At 41.4% G+C, this 19060-nt stretch carries 18 protein-coding genes; 4 read left to right on the forward strand and 14 right to left on the reverse strand.

Annotation, left to right across the window (positions count from 1 at the left end; translation table 11 throughout):
• The coding region (locus VK664_RS05010) for a S8 family serine peptidase (RefSeq protein ID WP_461397520.1) at positions 1 to 1857 on the reverse strand (1857 nt) is incomplete at its 3' end.
• 215 nt (positions 1858 to 2072) lie between these two features.
• Here VK664_RS05010 and VK664_RS05015 point away from each other — a divergent pair.
• Positions 2073 to 3341 (forward strand): YdcF family protein, encoded by a 1269-nt coding sequence (locus VK664_RS05015; RefSeq protein ID WP_461397521.1) that lies wholly within the window; start codon positions 2073 to 2075, stop codon positions 3339 to 3341.
• Between the two features lie 77 nt (positions 3342 to 3418).
• Here VK664_RS05015 and VK664_RS05020 read toward each other — a convergent pair whose 3' ends face one another.
• The 11 genes from VK664_RS05020 to VK664_RS05070 form a co-directional block, all read right to left on the reverse strand.
• Positions 3419 to 3952: an SET domain-containing protein gene (locus VK664_RS05020; protein WP_461397522.1), complete on the reverse strand. Its 534-nt coding sequence runs from the start codon at positions 3950 to 3952 to the stop codon at positions 3419 to 3421.
• Positions 3953 to 4155: 203 nt separating this feature from the next.
• Positions 4156 to 4944 (reverse strand): GIN domain-containing protein, encoded by a 789-nt coding sequence (locus VK664_RS05025; protein ID WP_461397523.1) that lies wholly within the window; start codon positions 4942 to 4944, stop codon positions 4156 to 4158.
• A 78-nt stretch (positions 4945 to 5022) separates the two neighbouring features.
• Positions 5023 to 6159 carry an acyloxyacyl hydrolase gene (locus VK664_RS05030; protein WP_461397524.1) on the reverse strand — a complete coding sequence of 379 codons (1137 nt, stop codon included), beginning with the start codon at positions 6157 to 6159 and terminating at the stop codon, positions 5023 to 5025.
• Positions 6160 to 6310: 151 nt separating this feature from the next.
• The gene (locus VK664_RS05035) at positions 6311 to 6940 is read right to left on the reverse strand and encodes a class I SAM-dependent methyltransferase (RefSeq protein ID WP_461397525.1); all 630 of its coding nucleotides are present in this window, start codon (positions 6938 to 6940) and stop codon (positions 6311 to 6313) included.
• A gap of 78 nt (positions 6941 to 7018) precedes the next feature.
• On the reverse strand, positions 7019 to 9178 hold the full coding sequence (locus VK664_RS05040; RefSeq protein ID WP_461397526.1) for a peptidase domain-containing ABC transporter: 2160 nt from the start codon (positions 9176 to 9178) through the stop codon (positions 7019 to 7021).
• An 11-nt stretch (positions 9179 to 9189) separates the two neighbouring features.
• Positions 9190 to 10332 (reverse strand): HlyD family secretion protein, encoded by a 1143-nt coding sequence (locus VK664_RS05045; protein WP_461397527.1) that lies wholly within the window; start codon positions 10330 to 10332, stop codon positions 9190 to 9192.
• A 174-nt stretch (positions 10333 to 10506) separates the two neighbouring features.
• Positions 10507 to 10953, reverse strand: coding sequence for a CPBP family glutamic-type intramembrane protease (locus VK664_RS05050; RefSeq protein ID WP_461397545.1), 447 nt, complete (start codon positions 10951 to 10953; stop codon positions 10507 to 10509).
• Positions 10954 to 11003: 50 nt separating this feature from the next.
• Positions 11004 to 11390 carry a lysostaphin resistance A-like protein gene (locus VK664_RS05055; RefSeq protein ID WP_461397528.1) on the reverse strand — a complete coding sequence of 129 codons (387 nt, stop codon included), beginning with the start codon at positions 11388 to 11390 and terminating at the stop codon, positions 11004 to 11006.
• Positions 11391 to 11602: 212 nt separating this feature from the next.
• Entirely contained in the window at positions 11603 to 11797 is a 195-nt protein-coding gene (locus tag VK664_RS05060) for a hypothetical protein (RefSeq protein ID WP_461397529.1), read from the reverse strand.
• 10 nt (positions 11798 to 11807) lie between these two features.
• The gene (locus VK664_RS05065; RefSeq protein WP_461397530.1) at positions 11808 to 11975 is read right to left on the reverse strand and encodes a hypothetical protein; all 168 of its coding nucleotides are present in this window, start codon (positions 11973 to 11975) and stop codon (positions 11808 to 11810) included.
• Between the two features lie 422 nt (positions 11976 to 12397).
• The gene (locus VK664_RS05070; RefSeq protein ID WP_461397531.1) at positions 12398 to 13633 is read right to left on the reverse strand and encodes an isocitrate dehydrogenase (NADP(+)); all 1236 of its coding nucleotides are present in this window, start codon (positions 13631 to 13633) and stop codon (positions 12398 to 12400) included.
• A gap of 371 nt (positions 13634 to 14004) precedes the next feature.
• On the opposite strand from VK664_RS05070, the gene VK664_RS05075 reads away from it, so the two are divergent.
• Both VK664_RS05075 and VK664_RS05080 read left to right on the forward strand, forming a co-directional pair.
• A complete protein-coding gene (locus tag VK664_RS05075) occupies positions 14005 to 14598 on the forward strand; it encodes a Crp/Fnr family transcriptional regulator (RefSeq protein WP_461397532.1) in 594 nt (197 codons plus the stop codon).
• A 10-nt stretch (positions 14599 to 14608) separates the two neighbouring features.
• Complete coding sequence (locus tag VK664_RS05080) at positions 14609 to 15217, forward strand: Crp/Fnr family transcriptional regulator (RefSeq protein WP_461397533.1); 609 nt, start codon at positions 14609 to 14611, stop codon at positions 15215 to 15217.
• A 4-nt stretch (positions 15218 to 15221) separates the two neighbouring features.
• On the opposite strand, the gene VK664_RS05085 is transcribed toward VK664_RS05080, so the two are convergent.
• Both VK664_RS05085 and VK664_RS05090 read right to left on the reverse strand, forming a co-directional pair.
• Positions 15222 to 17102: an Nramp family divalent metal transporter gene (locus tag VK664_RS05085; protein ID WP_461397534.1), complete on the reverse strand. Its 1881-nt coding sequence runs from the start codon at positions 17100 to 17102 to the stop codon at positions 15222 to 15224.
• A complete protein-coding gene (locus VK664_RS05090) occupies positions 17092 to 17826 on the reverse strand; it encodes a metal-dependent transcriptional regulator (protein WP_461397535.1) in 735 nt (244 codons plus the stop codon). The genes VK664_RS05085 and VK664_RS05090 overlap by 11 nt, the downstream gene beginning before the upstream one ends.
• 236 nt (positions 17827 to 18062) lie before the next feature.
• Here VK664_RS05090 and VK664_RS05095 point away from each other — a divergent pair, with 236 nt between their 5' ends.
• The gene (locus VK664_RS05095) at positions 18063 to 19028 is read left to right on the forward strand and encodes a hypothetical protein (protein WP_461397536.1); all 966 of its coding nucleotides are present in this window, start codon (positions 18063 to 18065) and stop codon (positions 19026 to 19028) included.
• The last annotated feature ends 32 nt before the right edge of the window (positions 19029 to 19060 follow it).

Below are 19060 nucleotides of genomic sequence, written 5' to 3' on the forward strand. Positions count from 1 at the left end.
CAATAAAGCAGCGGTAGGGCTCGCAATCTTCTGAATTGTGCGCAGATACTCACGGATAAGCGCAACCGCACCGGCGGCCAGGGGAGTGGCCATACTTGTGCCTCCCATATGAAAATACTGTTTGCTTGGAGGAAAGGGTGCCCAGGCCGTGTTGTTTGGAGCGATCATTGAAGAACGGGTAGAAAGTATAAATGTACCGGGTGCCACAACATCGGGCTTTAACCTTTTGTCGCGGGTAGGACCCCGGCTGCTGAATGCTGCCACCTGGGTTGGCTTATCTGCCATGGGATCATTGCTGATGGGTGCAACAGGGTAGTCGTTGGGCCACCAGCTTCCATATTTTTCTGCATTGAAATTGACACGTTTATTTTCACTTGCGCCAATCGTGATGCAGTTTTTAGCTGTTCCTGGTGAAGTAACACTCATGAGGTTAATTTTGCCATTACCGTCATTGTCAGTTCCATCATTACCAGCCGCAACCAATACACAAAAATCTTTTTTGTTCCAGGTAAACAGATCAAGCTGCCGGCATTGCTCATCATACTCGCCCGGATTTCCACCTCCCCATGAATTTGAGTGTATCCTTGCACCTTTCTGATACGCGTATGTGAAAAGTGTTTCAAGGTTCGCCGGAATGCCGGCAAGGATATATCTGCCATATTCGGCAGCGTTTGCAGGATCTTTCCATTTCATTTCCTGCTCAACCGCCTGGAAAACGAGTTTGGCTTTATGAGCAAGTCCCCTGACCGGGCCAACTGTTCCGGATAATCCAATAGAATTCGTGCCATCTCCCAGCACTGAGCCGGCTACATGTGTTCCATGACCACTATCAAGGTCTGCAGGCCCATCGTCACCTCCTGGATTTGTTATATAATCGTTGAAGTCAGATGTTATCGGATAGCTTTTTAAAAAAGCGACTCTTTTATCGAAGTCCTTATTAATATTGGTCGGATTCCCGGTATCAAGGCCCGTATCGCAGATTCCAATAATTTCTCCTTTTCCACTCAGGCCAAGACTTTTTGCACCCGTTGTTGCAGTGCTCACTGCAGTTCCCATAATACCTGCAGCCACATCGTTGCTCGGCCGATTGATAGCCCGTTCTCTTATCTTTCGAACTCCATGTACTTTAGACAATTCCTTAACCTGGCTTTTTTGCCTTGCGCTGCTTTCTTTTGATTCAACGATAAGAAGTTTTGCTTTTGGTTCATTTGTCAGGACCTTAAAGCCGATCTTTTTAATTTCCTTTAAAGCCTTTGCCGCATCATCTTCTCCAAAAAATTCTACTGTAAATACTCCCTCCAGCAAACGGGTCCGGGGCAGGGGTTTCATGCCGCGTGGAGTAGTTCCTTTTGTTTTTGCCTGCAAGACGGTTTCAATCCGGGCATCATAGGGAAGATGGCCTGTCCACAACACAAAAGGAAGCATAGCTATTTCAGCAATGATCTTTTCGGTTGTTCTTACTACATAAGTAAAGTCTGCATAAGGTGCCCTCGGTTCGGCACCGGATTTTTTTAGTGTATTAAGCCATTGTTTTTTGATCGGTCCGATGAATTGTACAAGATAATGATGCTTCCCCGTGCCAAGATTTTTCTCATCAGGGCCGGCATAAGCAGGATGGGGTTCAGTTAGCCCACGTTCCGTGATCCGCGGTTTGTTTGTGTCGATATTTTTTAATCCGATATCAATTTTATACTGACTACTCACATCTTCCACCAGGTAGCCCGATTGCAGATCCTTCAATTCAGAAGGAGTTACTTCTGCGAGCAAAAAACTGTCATACTGTTCAATGACTTTGTAATTTTTCCGGATGATGTTTTGGTCTTCGCCGGATACGAAGACTTTTACTTTTGTGGCCATCTGCAGATTATTTTAAAGTAACAATATAGAGATCAACAACACGACCAACGAATCACTCTTCACCTGCTATCTAAATTTACGGTAACTATTGCTCAAATCGAAACAGTAATTGTACCTGATATCTGATTTTGTTTAAGTTCTTCCCGCTTAAGATAAGTTTCAGTATGGCCTGAGAATTGTTTCAAGTCTTATATTTATGAACTAAATCCGGGATTTTGAAGAAATACATATTACCTGCGGGATGGGTTGTTGTGATCGTTTTGTTTATCTCCTGTCATTCATCAAAGACGCCCCGAACTTCCGGATCTTCAAAGATCGAACTTAGCAATAAGGAAAGATTGATAGCAGGCCGGCTTTTTCCCTCTTTTGTAATGTTGAATGATAACTCCGGGGGATTTGGCGCTTCAGTCAATAATAACCCTCAACAAAGGATTATTAACTCCCAACCCCAAATTAATACCTCTCAACATAGCAGGATCGCGGCAGCTATCAGAGACCGCTACAAAACTGCGCTCAGAAATTGCCAGGATGGTGAATGCCTTGCCAGGGCATTTTCAATTACTCCTGAAGAAGTGAAAATTTTTAGTAAACATTCCTATTATATTAAAGGTGATCAATTCGATATAAAAGGTGATTATTATAAAGGTGATAAAAACGAGTACAGGCAAGAATTGCAGGATGCTATAAATGCCATCAATTATATCTTTGACGTTTATCTTGCGGGAAAGAAACCAAGATACCCTAAGATTGATGGTGCCAGCTTTGCCATTAACGATCCCGGGTATCTTAAGAAAGTAAAAAGTGTCGTTGAAGATCTGAAGAGAAGGAATGGGACCAATGAAGTCTTTTATGGCCTTCCCTGGCTGACTGCCTTGAAACTTCTTGAACTTAATGGCAGGGATGAAGCAGCAAGATATGAACCCCTGGCAGAAATAAATAATGCGGCATACAAAAAGTTGCAATCCACTCAGTGGGATAAGTATAAGTTTAGTGCAATACTGGTTCCCGGTCTCGGACCACAAACATTAGGTGTATCATTGGATCCCGGGGGTGCAAGACGCTGTGAGCTGGCAGCAGCACAGTTCAGGAGGGGAGATGCTCCATTCATAATTGTTTCAGGTGGTCATGTTCATCCGGATAAAACACCGTTCAGTGAGGCCATCGAAATGAAAAACTATTTGGTGTCCAAACTTAAAATACCTGCCGATGCAGTAATCGCGGAACCTTATGCAAGGCATACAACAACAAATATCCGAAACGCCTCAAGACTTGTATTTGCTCTAAATATGCCATCCAAAAAGCCGGTACTGATCGTGACCGATTTTTTTCAAACTACATATATTCCAATGATGAAAAATAGGTTTATGGAAGAGCTTGGATACCTGCCTTACCGGGAAATTTCTAAATCCAAAGCAGGTGGCCTTTCTTTTATCCCCGATATAAGTGCCTTGAAAATAAACCCGCTTGACCCACTGGATCCTTAGGTTGTATCGGTTAACTGACCCACTTGATCCTTAAGTGGTATCAGTTAAACCGGTAAGGATCAGTTAATTTAATGAGACTAAGCGCGTTTCTTATAAAGTTTCTCTACTGAAGTTATCTCCCTGGCTGTTTTTTTCCTGGCAGCCTTCTCTCTGGCCTTCTTCTTTTTCGCAGCTTTCTCCTTGTTTGTTGCTTCTTTTATAGCCAGATTGCGGTTATACCTGATCACCTGCCAATATTCAGGTCCATATGGAACAAGGATCTCAGATCCGGCTTCGATGTCTTTTTTAGCATGAATATAGACTCTTGTCCCTTCTTCAATATATTCACAATTGTTGATTATACCTTTCACCCTGGTTAATCCCCTGGCATCATTGGCATAGCGCGCAATCGATTTTTTATCTGCCTTGGCATCAATTACATGATTGCGCTTTACATAATAGATATAACCATTGTCACCGTCTTCATGGTTTGCATCCTTCCAGGTAGAAACTTTGCCAGTATATTCCGCGATTCGTGTGCCAGCCGGTATAAATTTTTTTGTAAAAAGTCCTTTGCCTGAACCAGGTATCGTAGATGTCTTTACTACGAGGTAGTTTGGAGATATAGCCATGAATGAGTTGAATCTATTTTTATGATCCTGTCTAAAACACGAATATAAAACAAACTAATTCAGTGTAAAGAATTACCTGTATTTTAATTAGATTCTTGCCTGGAAGAATAGCTCTTGCCAGGGAAAAATAGTTAAGGTAGTACCCAGGGAAGAATAGGGTAGCACACCAGGGAAGAATAGGGTAGCACACCAGGGAAGAATGGTTAAGGTAGTACGATGAGTTTCCCTGTGCTATTGAATGCGGATTTTATTAAAGGAGTTCCTCTGTAATATACGTCACCCAAATACAGGATTTCTGCATTAAGGAGTTTTGTAACGTAGATGGTTGAATTGCGTATACTGCGGTAATCCATACTGACCTCTTCGGATTCAAAGTCTTCCAGGTCCAGTGTTCCGTAATCAGCACAGTAAATACTGGTTACCTTGCTTTTTCCCATAAGTTTAATGTCAGCATTTGCCATCCTGATGATCAGCTCTGTATAATCCGATTCAAGCGACATATCGATTGTACCAATCCCAGTCCATGAATCAATAGTGAACTTAGATGCTTTCCAGGTATTCGTGGATTTTATATTGCCTGCTCCATAGTAGGTAATCCGGTCGAGATGGATTCTGCTCACATACACATTGATTGAATAATCAAGGTTTCGTGACCATTTGAATTTGTTATCATCGCTTATGATGAGCTTATTGTCCCGGACGCTGAGACTTATACCGCCTATAAGATTCTCACCAGCTTCAATTGCGACCTGTTCGATGGAATCATAAGTAAGTATCAGGTTCACTTTATCGTTTAGTAATATCTCCCTGAAATCACTGACATTAACCTTCACTTTTTTGATCATTCCGGCTCCCTGGAATAAGCCGGACTTTTTGCAGGCAGGCAGAAGCAGGACAACCAATAACAATAACGAGAGTAGACTGTGGCCGCATAAATGGCTTATCTGACCCAGGTTCTTTTTAGCAGATATTTGTACACCCGATCTTTTCATTAGTATTTTTCTTACACTTTTTGTTTCTATTCAACTTCTGACTTAGCTATGCATTTGACATTCTATTCAGCTTCTGGTTCAAAATATTTTGTACCCAACTCCGTATTGAATGTAATCAGCTTTGCCAAAATGTGCTTTTAACTGAACAGATGCAACCCATCTTTGAGAAAACAGGTATCTCAATCCTATCATTTGATAAACCTGGCTGATCTGATAATTGTTATACAGGTATACTCCCAATTGAACAGGTATGGAAAGCTTCCCGACTACATGCTCATATCCGGCATAAATACTTCCCTGGAGCTGAACTTCCGATTTGTCGAATGTATAGGTTGGAGCCTCAGATATTTCCTTACTCAGTGATGGATCGTAACTGAAATTCAATCCACCAGCTACCCGGCTAACCGCACTAAGAGTACGGGTCAACTCGAGGTTTAAAATTCGGACCAGCTGAACCTTGCTTTCCAGCGGGTATGTCTGCTTAAGAGCAAATCCTGCATGTACAAAAAGATTTGTCCTGCGCGTAAATGTTCCGTGATGATATTGTGTCACCACTTCAGGGGGCACAGTAGCCTTACCAGCATTTGATGAGGGTACCTGATATCGCAAACCGGCGGTAATCGCGGGGATGTTAAGGCCGAGATTTGGTAAACGCACACTGCCATTCGAAAGGTGAGTGAAAGCGATCCCGGTATTGAGATAAAGATTACTCGTTATCTCCCATTCAGTTTGTAAACGCATACTTATAGCAGCATTGAGATGCGTTCCTATCATCAGGTTCTTATAATTGGTCTCCTTATCGTATGGCTTTTCCACCCATCCCAGCCCGGCGCCAAGCCGGAAGCTTGTCACAGATCTTTTCGCCCGTATTAGTGGAAAATGGATAAAAGGGTAGAGGGCAGTCATTTTTCCAAGATACTGGCGGCTGCCGAGATCGCCATGTAACAAGCCGATCCCGATTCTTGGTAAGTTACTTTCCCTTTCCCATTTGTGGCGCCCTGTAGTCTGCCTGGAGATACTTAACTCCATCATCCGTGAATGGTCGTTTCTCAGGTAAAGGGATTTGGGTTGGTTAGCTATAAAAAATCCGTAAAATGCATTAAGGTCTATAGATAGTTTTGCCTTTGCAGGATCAGTTGGGATTTGGGACACAAGTTTTGAACTGTACGAAAGCAGTATGAGAACGAGACCAACAGGGACTTTCAACTTCAGCATATAACCGGTAATACTTGTATGTTTTTAAGATGGGATGTTGACTAAACGCTGATGACTACATTTTTTATTGTTTCCGCAAACCAATTAATTTGCAATCACCGGTGGCAGTCGGCAACATGTGCCATATTGGTTAACACTCTGGCAGCCAGGTTCAGGCTGCTTTTTGAAATACAATAGCAAGAATACGTGGGATTTCGGTTCGATCGGAAGTGTCAAAGTATTCGTTCATATCTATGATCTTCAGGCCAGCTTTATCAGCTGCACGGGTGAGGTCAGTGATATGATGATTGAAACAATCCACCAGTTGCCGGCCTCCCTCGGTATCAAATCTTGCCTTGGTCCCCGTATATTGTTTAAAGGGATGAAGCTCACCTATATATAAATAACCTCCAGGCTTTAACACCTTGGATGCTTTTAAAAATACAGGATCTAAAAATTCGATATGTTCGAGTACAAGACTGAAACAAATAAGGTCAAACTGGGTAGAAGCGAATGTCCAGTCTTTTGTAATATCTGCACTGATGAATGTTACATTTGAAGAGCTTATTTTTTCCCGTGCTTTTGCCAGCATTTCATTTGAGAAATCGACTCCAGTAAGTTGAGTTGACTTATCTGCAAGCCATTGTGTATTTTTTCCTGTGCCACAGCCTACTTCCAGGCAGTATTCAAATTTGATATTGCCAAGCATGTCTCTCAACGAAATAGCTTCAAGGTCCCTTGTATTATTTTTATTGGAATCGTAAAGAGATGCCCAAAAATCATAAGCTTGTTTGGCGTCCATGGTCGAAAGTTTTAGGATTACCTTACAAATATACACATTCGGGCAAACTCGGGGAGAATCACCGGGCGGTATCCCATGTCAAAGCCGGTTATTGTGGTAATTCCAAAGATCAGCGTAGCTGCCGGCTGCTGTTATCAGCTCTTCATGGTTACCGGATTCAGCCAGCCTTCCGTTTTGAAGTACCAGGATCTGTTGACAGTTTTTGATGGTACTCAGGCGATGTGCAATTATGATCAGCGTTTTGTTCCCGGAAGAAAACCATGATAAAGCCTGGTGGACCTGTTTTTCACTCAATGGGTCAAGGCTGGAGGTAGCTTCATCGAGAATCAGGATTTCAGGGTTGCGGTAAAGCGCTCTTGCTAAAGCTATCTTCTGACGCTGACCGCCGGATAAATTCACCCCTTGCTCATTTAATATCGAATGATAATGACGTGGGAGACTTTCAATGAATTCTTTCAGACCAAGTAACTGACAAATAAAAACCAGGTGATACATATCCGGCTCAGGATCGCCGATAGCTATATTTTCAATGATAGTTCCGGCAAACAAATCGATTTCCTGGGGTACAACTCCAACTATCTTACGAAGGCTCGCATTGCTTACATGTCGGAGGTCCAGACCCCCGATTGTGATTGACCCGCTTTGTAAAGGGTAAATATTTTGAAGCAATGCCATCAATGTTGATTTACCACTTCCGCTTTCCCCAACTATAGCTGTGCTTTCACCACGCCTGACTATCAAACTGAGCCCCTCGAATACGCTGCCTCTTGTTCCGTATTTAAAATGAATCCTGTCAAAGATGATATCACCATTATTTTCCTTTGTCAGTTCAATTTTAGCATCATTATTATTTTCAGTTTCAAGATCAATGATCTCATAGAGTCGGTCAGCTGCAATCAGGGCATCCTGAATATTCCGGTTAGCACTTATCAGGGTAGCTGCTGGTGTGGTCAGATATCCTATTAATGCATAAAATGAAAGCAGCTCACCAGGTGAAAGCTCTTTTTGTAAAACAAAATAACTACCCGACCATAAAACGATAATGGTGAATAATCTCGTAATAAGTTCGGAGACATTTCCGACTGCCAGGGCACTGGTTCCTGCACTGTATATTGACCGCAATAATTTAAGGAAGCTGGTCTCTGTTTTTATATTAGCAAAGTCTTCAAGTCCAAACCGTTTAATGGTTCCTGCGGCGTTGAGGCTTTCTACCAACTGGGTTTCGAGTTCAGCGCTATTCTCCATTAAAACCCGCTGTTGCTTTTTGCTTAGATTTTTGCTAATGGCAAAAAGTAGTAAGTAAAAAGGTACAATAGTCAGCATAATTAAAGCAAGCTTCCAATAATAGAGAAACATTAACCCAATTGAAAAAAAAATGATTAATATATTGACAACGATATCAAGCGCAACATCGTTGACAAATGCCCTGATCTTGACAGCATCGTTGATCCTGCTGATAATTTCACCGACACGCATAGTGTCGAAGAAACGCTGTGGTAATAACAGGGTATGTTTGTAGTATCCGAGTATCAGCCTTGCATCGATATGCTGTCCGGTCTGAAGTGCAAATACTGATTTCATTGCGCCGATAGTTAGTTGGAAAAGCAACAACACAATCATTACAACACTCAAAAGGTTTAAAAGTCTCAGATTGCCTTCTACAAGGACATGGTCAATAATTTTCTGTACATAAATTGATGATGCCAGGCCAAGCACTGTAAAAACCAACGCACCAACCAGGGCCTGAAGCATCATCATTTTATGCGGCCTGATCAAATGCCAGAACCTGCTCAGATTTGAATCTGTTTGTATTCCGGGACTGAATTTTTCAGCCGGCATTAACAGCACTAATACTTTCGACCATTCCTGCCCGAATTTCTCACGGGAACGCTTCACTATTTTCCCTTCTGCAGGATCCATATAAAATACATAACCAGCATTTACTTTATAAATCACTACGAAATGATGTAGCTGGTCCCGCATAACAAGATGTGCAATTGCAGGCAGTGGAATTTGAACCAGGCTGTTTTCATTTCCTCTCGCACCCCTGGCCCGCATTCCTATTTTTTCAGCAGCTTCAACGAGGCCGAGTACATTTGTCCCCCGTCGGTCAGTGCCGGCAAGCTGCCTTACCCTGCTTACCGGAAGTTTTAGTTTGTAATGAGCAGCCACAGAACATAGGCAGGCTGCTCCGCAGTCGGTAATATCACGCTGCCTGATCAGGATGTTCTTGTTCATCTTCATTTTATTTAAAAGGCGACAGGGTTCAACCAATCATCGATCTTATCAAATAGTAACTGCGCTATCGTTCTCCTCGCAATGATAAATCTCGCCTGTAACCTTAATCCTTTTTTCAGGCGGCCGTTATAACCGTTCTTCAGCGAAAGCATATTGCGCTTAAACTCGCATCTTACTTTAAATACAGGTATGTTTTCCAGTATAGTAAAATCGTTGTCAATACTTGTTATTTTTCCTTGTATCACACCAAAATAGTTATGATCAAAGGCATCTACCTGGAAATTCACCGACTGGTTTTTTTTCAGAAAACCTATATCCTGAGTCGGGACAAAACATTCAGCAATAAGTGTTGTTTCCGGCGACAATTCACAAAATATTTCTCCTGCCTGCACAAGGCTACCCTTGTACTTCGATGCAAGTCCCTGTAAGAACCCGGATATCGGGGCGCGGATCTCATATTGCATTTTTTCTTGCAATAAACCTTGTCGTTGTGCTTCGAGTCCGGATACTTCTGATCTTAACTGCGAAAGATGGTGTTGCCAGGTACTGATTTGTTCATCCTGGAAAGCTTCGAAAGCAGCTATCAGCTTTTGCGATTCGATGTCTTTATTGAAATATTCGTTTTTTGAGATCACCTTATCAGCATATAACAAGCTGTCGGTGCTTAATTCTTTTCTTACTTTGCTAATAGATGCAGACTGATCCTTTAATTGAAATATGTACCGACCCAATTGTCTTCGATATAATGGCGTGGATATGTTCAGGTTCTCCAGGTTTTCTGTTTTTGCAAACCCGGTCAGTAATTCAAGATCATGTATGAATTTGATTTTTTGGTTAAGTTCGTAGTCAATATTGTATACTTTCGGTTGAGTTAAATTGTCTCTTAAGGTTAAGATCAAACTATCTTTTTCAATAAACTGTCCTTCGCTGGCGTATAACTCTTCGATGATACCAGGTATCAGGGAGCGAATAACTGTTCGTTCAGAATCAGGGCGAATGATTCCGGGAGATCGTACGGAAATTTCTACTCTTATTATTGGCAGTAATATCATGACAGACCCGATAAACAGAATAATGGCCCAATAGATAGTACTTACCCGCCTGATAGGGGGATGCCCAATCAGATCGACCTCGGGGAATTTGGATAAAGACATACTGATTAGTTAGTAGTAAACTATGTTCGATTATGAATAGATGAAAAACATAGACGTTCTACTTCTTTACTCTGGAGATTAGCTCAACGGAGATTCGAAAACGGTCCCGTAAAGGTTCCAGTATCCAAGCTTAAACTATCTATCCTGGCTTGTTGATTTGGAATGATATACCAGTTAACCCAACAAAATGTTATTAATTACCAGCGCAACAAGATTAAATCCACCGTGGATTAATGTGAGATATAGAAATGGTGACCATTTTTTCTGCCTGAAAACAAAAAATAAGATAGCTAAGGTTAGTCCTGATACAAATCCTGCTGCAATAAGAGTGATATTATCACTATGCCACAATCCAAACAGAATGGCTGACAATACCACTGCAATTATCTCTATCTGTGTTATTTTTTTCAGAATGAAACGCAAGATTAAAATCTGAAAAAGTAGTGTCTCGACAATTGGACCAACAATGACAACCATAATGAACTGCTTGAACAGGGTATATTTCTCCGAAGGGTGTTCAAAGTCAGTAGGTAAAAAATATAAGATTATCAGTTGGCAAAGGCAATTAATGATAACGAAAGCTACAAACAGTAAGAGCAACCTTTGCCGGGATAGTCGCATCACGAGACGCAAAAAACGGGCGTTCAATTTTACTATCAGCTGCACGAGATTCAAATATGACTTAAGATAAAATTATTCATAACAAAGGCAAATAGATTGTACAATGCGTGAATGATTGTCAGATGCCAGAACGCATCTGCCTTTTTCTCGATAAATGACAAATAAATTATTCCGTATAGCATTCCCAAAATGAAAGTTACAGCCACATATTGTATAGAATAGGTGTGCGTAAAAGCAAATGCAGTGGCAGAGAGTAATACCGAAATTAATTTACTTGCTTTTATTGTCAACCTGGTGAAATCGATGATCCCTTTTTGAAAGATATAGGTTTCAATAATTGGGGCAACAATAACTGCTGTAATGAAATGTTCCGTGATTGATCTGAATTGAAAGCCTCCCGGGTGATCCGGAAAGACAAATTTCGAAATCAAATACATGAAAATGATTTGAATGAGCAATGCGGAAACGATGATAGTGATTAGCTTAAATTTTGAAAGGAGAATTACTAATTTGTCTACGATCTGATTAATTGTAGTACTCATGTAAAGGTCTTTCTCTAAAGTATAGAACGATGAACGTATTGACTTGTGTTTTAGACGTTGGAAATAATAGAAATTTTAAGTATAGGCTGCCGAAGCAGCCTATAAGACTACTTTTTCAAGTTTGCTGGTAACGAAGACTGATACTCAGCTGCGGTTTTGGTAAATTCCTCAAAACACCTCACAGTTTGCCCGGCCACCCATCCAGCCCACTCCCAGAAAGAGGCACCGCCATTGATCTCCTGCATTTCCGAATAGTCGAGTGCACTTAGACCGTCCTTTAATTCAAAATAATGTTTTTTCATAGAAATTGATTTAAAGTTTTTCGTTATTATATCCCTTTTTAAAGCCACTGATGATTTCGTCAGCATGCCTGATAGCTTCCGTGAAAATAATTTTCCAGATGCTCCCTCCGTTCACCTGCTCGCACTCTTCTTGCCGCAGTTCCATCAATCCCATTTTTTGCAGTTCAATGTGTTGCATTTTTTCAAATTTTGAAAATTTCAGAATTACTCGTCTTGAGTGTGGAGCACTCACTTCACACAGGGCATACAGTATTCATCCCTCCTGGTTCTACCAATCCTGGTGCTAATCTGCAGTTGGTGGTTGCTGGCTTAGCAGGCCATTGCGGTTACCAGCCGCAAATATTTTAACTTTATCTTTTTTATACTCCTCTTCTTGTTGTACCTGTTTGCTTTGTTGAACCTGTTGCTGTTTGATTACCTGATAAAATTACTTTTCCCGCAAAATTATTCCTCCGTGATAAAGGGAAATTCTATGTGTATTTTCACGGTAGCTTTTAAATAAAAAACCCGGATCAATCATTTGATCCGGGTTAAACCATTGACATTTTATTATGCTAGCCTGGTGCCAGTAATGTCATACCAGTATTTTATATGCTATGCTTAGAGCTTTACTTTCTTTTTAAGATTTTCATCAATCGCTTCCAGAAACTCTTCGGTATAAAGGAAGTGCTCGCCATGTTTCACCTTATTACCGTGAATACATACTGCCAGATCTTTGGTCATCTTTCCGCTTTCAACGGTTTCAATACAAACTGCTTCAAGCGCATTACAGAAGTCAATCAACTCCTGGTTGCCATCCAGTTTACCACGGAAGGCCAGGCCACGGGTCCATGCAAATATAGATGCAATTGGATTGGTTGAAGTTGGTTTACCAGCCTGGTGATCACGGTAATGCCTAGTAACGGTACCATGTGCTGCTTCTGCCTCCATGGTTTTGCCATCTGGTGTGACCAGCACCGAGGTCATCAATCCAAGTGACCCGAAACCCTGGGCAACTGTATCACTTTGAACATCACCATCATAGTTCTTACATGCCCAAACAAAATTGCCATTCCATTTCAGTGCACTTGCAACCATGTCATCAATCAAACGATGCTCATATACGATACCGGCTTCATCAAAGCTGGTTTTGAACTCGGCCTGGAAAATATCTTCAAAAATATCTTTGAACCTGCCATCGTATTTTTTAAGGATGGTATTTTTTGTAGAAAGGTATAAAGGCCATTTTTTCGCAAGTGCCATATTAAAGCAACTGCGCGCAAAACCAATGATGCTTTCATCTGTATTATACATGGTCAAAGCAACACCATCACCTTTGAAATTATATACTTCAAATGTTTGTGGTTCACCACCACCTTCCGGTGTAAAGGTCATTGTAAGTTTACCTTTGCCTTTAATAACCGTATCTGTTGCACGGTACTGATCACCAAAAGCATGACGGCCAACTATAATTGGTGCCGTCCAGTTTGTAACAAGTCTTGGAATATTGTTAATAACGATAGGTTCGCGGAATACGGTACCATCGAGGATATTGCGGATAGTGCCATTGGGCGATTTCCACATCTGCTTCAGGCTGAATTCTTTAACACGGGCTTCATCAGGCGTAATGGTGGCACATTTGATACCAACACCATATTGCCTGATTGCGTTTGCTGAGTCAATTGTCACCTGGTCATTGGTCTGGTCCCTGTACTCAATGCCCAGATCATAGTACTTGATATCTACCTCCACATAAGGCAGAATCAGCTTGTCCTTGATAAATTTCCAGATTATTCTTGTCATTTCATCGCCGTCCAGTTCCACCACCGGATTTGCTACTGTAATTTTTTTTGGCATTGGTCTTTGATTTAGAATAAAAATAAAGTCTGCAAACCTACGTTAAATTTACTTTTTACACCATGTTTTTCAGTCTCACACAGCATTGACGATCTAAGTGTTATGTGTGGCAATGGGATTCTGACGATATTTTGAGCCGGATTAAATTACAATATTTTATCATGGGCTGGCTTTGGAGAAAGCAGTTTTAGCCGTAAAAATTGCTTTTCTGATTAGTTTAATATTAGTTTGTTGAAAAGATGGATTCAATCAAATAATTAAATATATTCATGGGTAGATTTCAAATATTCCTAATCGGTGCCCCGCACGAATCCTTTGAGTAAAACTTCAGTTAAAATCCGATTATCTGCAAGAAAAGATAAATTGCAATCATGGTTTCAAGGATCAAGGAATATATTGGGAGGTTTTTGACTTTAACCCCTGAAGAATGGAATACTTTGGCTGAGACCTTCGAGGTAAGGACTTGTGATAAAAAAGTAAAACTGCTCGAAATAGGTGAGGTAGAAAATTATATCCACTTTGTGGTCAAGGGTCTCGCGCGCAAGTATTTCTATAAAGAAGGGGAAGAAATTATTACGCAACTTGCTAAAGAGGGGGAGCTCATTAGTTCTTCTGTATCCTTCCTGTCTTCACAAGCATCCGGTTATGTAGTTGAAACAATTGAACCGACCACATTTATTTCCATATCAAAAGCACAGATCGAATCATTCTATAAACTGGACCAGCGTTGGGAAAAGCTTGGCCGGCTCATAATAACCGAATTGTTTCTTGAAAAAGAAAGATGGGAACTGGAACGAATCTGCTTCTCCACCCGCGAGCGTTTTGTAAGATTTGTATCGGGAAACTATGATCTGTTCCAGCGGGTTCCACAAAAATACCTTGCATCTTACCTCAATATTAAACCAGAAACCTTTAGTAGATTGAAGCATCTGCTACAAAAGAAAACATCCAGCAACATTGCCTAAAATACTTTTTATGCGGGGGCCAGAAAACGAGCAGAAATACCTGGAATTTATATTCCAATATATACATACCCGTATAGGCTCACTTTCAAGAGAACAATTTGATCTTTTCAGGCCATATTTTAAGTTCAGGAGATTCGAAAAAAAAGAAATCATTTTAGATCAGGGTGAAATTGAAGATAATCTCAACGTAGTCGTTGAAGGTTTAGTTAGAAAGTTTGTAGTAACAGGAAAAAACGATGTTACACTGCAACTGGCTACAGAAGGGCATATTATCCAATCCGAAATTTCTTTTCATACCCGTTCACCGTCTCCCGTGAAATTGGAAACGATTGAGCCAACAGTTCTGGTTTCCCTGACTTATGAAAGTGTACAAACTTTGCTTGCCAACATACCGATAGCAGAAAGCCTGGGTCGGGCTTTGATCACGCAGATGTTTATAAAAAAAGATTCCCGCTATTTTAACCAGATAGGTAAAAGCACCAGGGAAAAATTCCTTGACTATGTAAACAATCATCCGCATATGCTTCAGAGGGTACCGCAGAAGATCCTTGCATCCTATCTCAATATCAAACCTGAAACTTTCAGCAGGCTCAAACACCTGATCCGCAATCAGAAATAGCTTGTTATAATCTTACTACCAACACAGGTATCGTAAGATGGTGCCTTACCGCATTGATTGTTTCTCCATAAATAAAATCCTTGATTCCGCTGTGCCCATGTGCCCCGATCACCAGCATATCAGCTTTTTCCTCTTTAACTATCCTTACAATCTCCCGGGTGCGGTGCCTGAAGCCTATTTTACTATAAACATTATAGCCTTTTTCTTTAAGATCCCTCACATACAATTCCATATTAACCATGTCTTGTCTTGATTCAAAATCATCACTCTGGGCACCCAGCAATTTTGCCGAAGCGCTTTCAACCACGTGAATCAGGAGTATTTCAGCATCTTTCATATTCTGACCGATTGCCGCCGATAAAATAGCTGCGTCATTTTCACTGAAGTCAAGCGCAACCGCAATCTTATGATAGGAAGGTATCACCAGGTTCTTAAGCCCGGTGATCTCAGCATGCATCTGGATAGATGCCTGCGGTCTTTTGAAAAAGAGGGGATAGATGATGGTATACATCAGTAACACAAGGAATCCAAGACCACCCGCAATAATGACGGTCTTCCAGATCATGCTATCGGAAGAAGTAAAAAAGGTTGCTGCTTCATTGCCAACCATGCGGATGTTGAGATAAATCAGGATAGCAGCAATCAGCCACGCCGCTACCTTTACAACCGGTGTGATGGTAAATTCACCCATGGTTTTTCTGTCACTCACAAAATGAATCAATGGAATGATTGCGAATCCCAGTTGCATGCTCAGGATCACCTGGCTCAGGATTAGCAGGTTGTCGACTTCATGTTCCCCAAAAATATAGATTACGATGATAGCGGGTACAATAGCCAGCAACCTTGTCAGTAATCGCCTGACCAGGGGATTGATACGAAGTCGCAGATAGCCCTCCATCACGATCTGACCCGCCAGGGTGCCGGTGACAGTGGAGCTTTGACCGGCTGCTATCAGGGCAATGGCGAATAGTTTCGGGGCAAGTTCTGAACCAAGAAATCCTTTCAACAATCGATGAGCCTCTTTTATCTCCGCCACGTCGGTTTGTCCATTTTTATAAAAGGTAGTTGCCGCTAATACCTGTATGGCTGCATTTACCAGGAAAGCCAGGTTAAGCGCCACCGTGAGATCAATGAAATTCCATTTGAGTGCCTGCTTTATTCCCTGCGAAGTTTTATTGATCTTTCTTGTTTGAACAAGCGCAGAATGGAGATACAGATTATGTGGCATCACTGTAGCCCCTATGATACCGATAGCAATATATAAGGCCTCTTCATTTGGAATTTTTGGAACGAAGCCTGTGACAACTTCACTAAGGTCTGGTTTAGCAAGAAGGATCTCGACAAGGAAAGACAACCCAACTACCGCAACAAGACCAATAATGAAAACTTCCATCTTGCGCATGCCAAGACGCTGTAAAAAAAGCAACAGGAATGTATCTAACACGGTAATGGCTACACCCCAGATAAGCGGAAGATCGGTAAGCAGATAAATTCCGATCGCCATACCAAGCACCTCGGCCATATCGGTAGCTGCAATGGCCACTTCGGCTAATATGTATAAAAAAAAATTTACACCTTTCGGATATGCTTCCCTGTTAGCCTGAGCCAGGTCGCGCCCCCTGACAATTCCAAGCCTGGCAGACAAACTCTGAAGCAACAATGCCATCAGGTTGCTCATCAGGAGGACCCACAGTAATGTGTAACCGAACTTACTTCCTCCCGCCAGGTCAGTAGCCCAGTTTCCCGGGTCCATATAGCCAACACTAATCAGATAAGCTGGTCCAAAAAACGAAAGGATCTTTTTAAATCGCGAACCGTGTTTTTCAACATCAACGGAACCATGTACTTCACTAAGTGAGTTTTCATGATTGAAATTATTCCTCATAGGTTACAAAAACATTTTTAGCCACGTGCTCACTGATCGTAACGAGAGGCCGGTTATTCATTTGTTTTTTGATTGTTTTTCCACCATCGGTTTCTGACTGAACCGTTTTCATCTCCTTTCCGCTTAACTCCAGTTTTACCTCGAGCGAATTGTCGAACATGAATTTTTTCTGCACTTCCAGTTTTGTGCCGATGCCGATATTTTTATGTGTAAGAAGCTCAAGCATTTCCGGGGATTGATCTCCAATGCTGCTAACACGGGCCGATTTTTTAATTGGCAATTGCAGTAAGTCTACCTGGACCCTGGCTATCAGCTTTCCCTGGCTATCGGGGATCGGATCTCCATGCGGATCGGATTTGGGAAACCCGAGGAACTCGTCCAGCCTGTCTACCAGTGCAACACTGCTGATATGCTCAAGTTCTTCTGCTATTTCATGTACCTCGTCCCAGCCAAAATGGAGCTTTTCAACCAGGAAATATTCCCAGAGCCGGTGCTTTCTAACAATCTGCAGCGCAATTTTGCGCCCTTCCTGGTTCAGTTTGAAACCTTTGTATTTCTCATAAATCAACAGTTTCTGATTCTTCAGCTTCTTTAGCATATCAGTCACAGAAGCTGCACGTGTCTGCAATTCGTTCGCCAGGGCATTGGTTGTAACAAGTCCATGAGCCTCCTGGAGATGAAATATTGCTTTTACATAATTTTCTTTAGAGGTGGAGTATTTCAAATCAACTAAAATTTATTTTAGACAAATCTAAATATATTTTTTTGATTTTCACATTTCCCCGTTTTGAGGCATTAGAATGGCTGATTTTAGTTCAACCAGAGCTTAAAGGCAATTTTGCGTTCCGCTGGCGACTTTGAACAAGTGGATGTATATTGCCGGACCAACCCGGCACCGGATTTGCATAATCATTAACGAATCGATCGGGCTCTTTGGTTTCACGTTGATCTTATTCAAGTATGAAAAAATACATTGTTCTGCTCCCGTTTTTGTTGTTGCTGATTGCCTGCAAACAGAAAAAAACTTCGCTTAAAGATGGCGAGGATCTTGAAGCAACAGATTTTATAGAATTCTTTCCAGCTGCCCAATTACCTTTAACAGTCGCCGATTCCAATCTGCTTAAAAAAGAGAACGACAGTATGCGTATTGGCAATACGGTCTTTTCCCAGTTTGTGCCGGACTCGATTCTTGCCCATGATTTTGGTAAATCCGCTAAACCGCTGCTATACCCACTGTCACGGGTAACCGAAAAAAATAAAGAGACATATCTGTTCATAAAAGCAGTCCTCGGAAGAAAAAGAGTAGCTTATCTTGCCACTTTCGACGCAGATAATAAATTCCTCTCAGCAATGCCACTCGTAAGGTCAGGCTTCGATAACTATAAAAATTCCTACGGCTCGCTCGACAAGAAATTCCAGATCACTACTTACAGGGAAATCACAAAAGCGAATAAAGAAACCGGGTATAAAAAAAACATCTACATATATAATAACAGCGCCAATTCATTTATGCTTATTCTTACCGAACCGAATGAAGACATAATTGAAAATGTGATTAATCCCATTGATACCCTTCCCGGGAAAAATAAAGTTTCAGGTGACTATGTTGTTAACAAAACAAATTTCATATCGATTCGTGACGGAAAGGATCCTTCGCATATTTCATTTTTTGTCCATTTCGAAAAAGATAACGCTACCTGTAATGGTGAGTTGAAAGGGGCCGCAAAATTCATATCTCCTACAGTAGCACAGTTTAAGGAAAGCGGTAATCCCTGTACCATTCAGTTTGATTTCAAAGGTAACATCGTTACAATGAAAGAAATGGAAGGTTGTGGATCATACCGGGATATCAAATGTTTCTTTGAAGGAAAATATCCCAGGAAAAAAGAATCGAAGCCAAAAGCCAAGAAGAAAACCGCGAATTAGGACTGGTACACCGGTACCTGGCAAACAATCCA

The sequence above is a fragment of the Flavitalea sp. genome, from assembly GCF_035489435.1.
In the GTDB taxonomy this organism is placed as follows: Bacteria; Bacteroidota; Bacteroidia; order Chitinophagales; family Chitinophagaceae; genus DATHKG01.

Coding starts and splice junctions, on each gene's coding strand:
- VK664_RS05030 (WP_461397524.1), bottom strand. CDS start 6,159: ATGCTGAAGTTGAAAGTCCCTGTTGGTCTCGTTCTCATACTGCTTTCG.
- VK664_RS05020 (WP_461397522.1), bottom strand. CDS start 3,952: ATGGCTATATCTCCAAACTACCTCGTAGTAAAGACATCTACGATACCT.
- VK664_RS05070 (WP_461397531.1), bottom strand. CDS start 13,633: ATGCCAAAAAAAATTACAGTAGCAAATCCGGTGGTGGAACTGGACGGC.
- VK664_RS05040 (WP_461397526.1), bottom strand. CDS start 9,178: ATGAACAAGAACATCCTGATCAGGCAGCGTGATATTACCGACTGCGGA.
- VK664_RS05035 (WP_461397525.1), bottom strand. CDS start 6,940: ATGGACGCCAAACAAGCTTATGATTTTTGGGCATCTCTTTACGATTCC.
- VK664_RS05060 (WP_461397529.1), bottom strand. CDS start 11,797: ATGAAAAAACATTATTTTGAATTAAAGGACGGTCTAAGTGCACTCGAC.
- VK664_RS05095 (WP_461397536.1), top strand. CDS start 18,063: ATGAAAAAATACATTGTTCTGCTCCCGTTTTTGTTGTTGCTGATTGCC.
- VK664_RS05050 (WP_461397545.1), bottom strand. CDS start 10,953: ATGCGACTATCCCGGCAAAGGTTGCTCTTACTGTTTGTAGCTTTCGTT.
- VK664_RS05075 (WP_461397532.1), top strand. CDS start 14,005: ATGGTTTCAAGGATCAAGGAATATATTGGGAGGTTTTTGACTTTAACC.
- VK664_RS05025 (WP_461397523.1), bottom strand. CDS start 4,944: ATGAAAAGATCGGGTGTACAAATATCTGCTAAAAAGAACCTGGGTCAG.
- VK664_RS05055 (WP_461397528.1), bottom strand. CDS start 11,390: ATGTATTTGATTTCGAAATTTGTCTTTCCGGATCACCCGGGAGGCTTT.
- VK664_RS05080 (WP_461397533.1), top strand. CDS start 14,609: ATGCGGGGGCCAGAAAACGAGCAGAAATACCTGGAATTTATATTCCAA.
- VK664_RS05045 (WP_461397527.1), bottom strand. CDS start 10,332: ATGTCTTTATCCAAATTCCCCGAGGTCGATCTGATTGGGCATCCCCCT.
- VK664_RS05085 (WP_461397534.1), bottom strand. CDS start 17,102: ATGAGGAATAATTTCAATCATGAAAACTCACTTAGTGAAGTACATGGT.
- VK664_RS05065 (WP_461397530.1), bottom strand. CDS start 11,975: ATGCAACACATTGAACTGCAAAAAATGGGATTGATGGAACTGCGGCAA.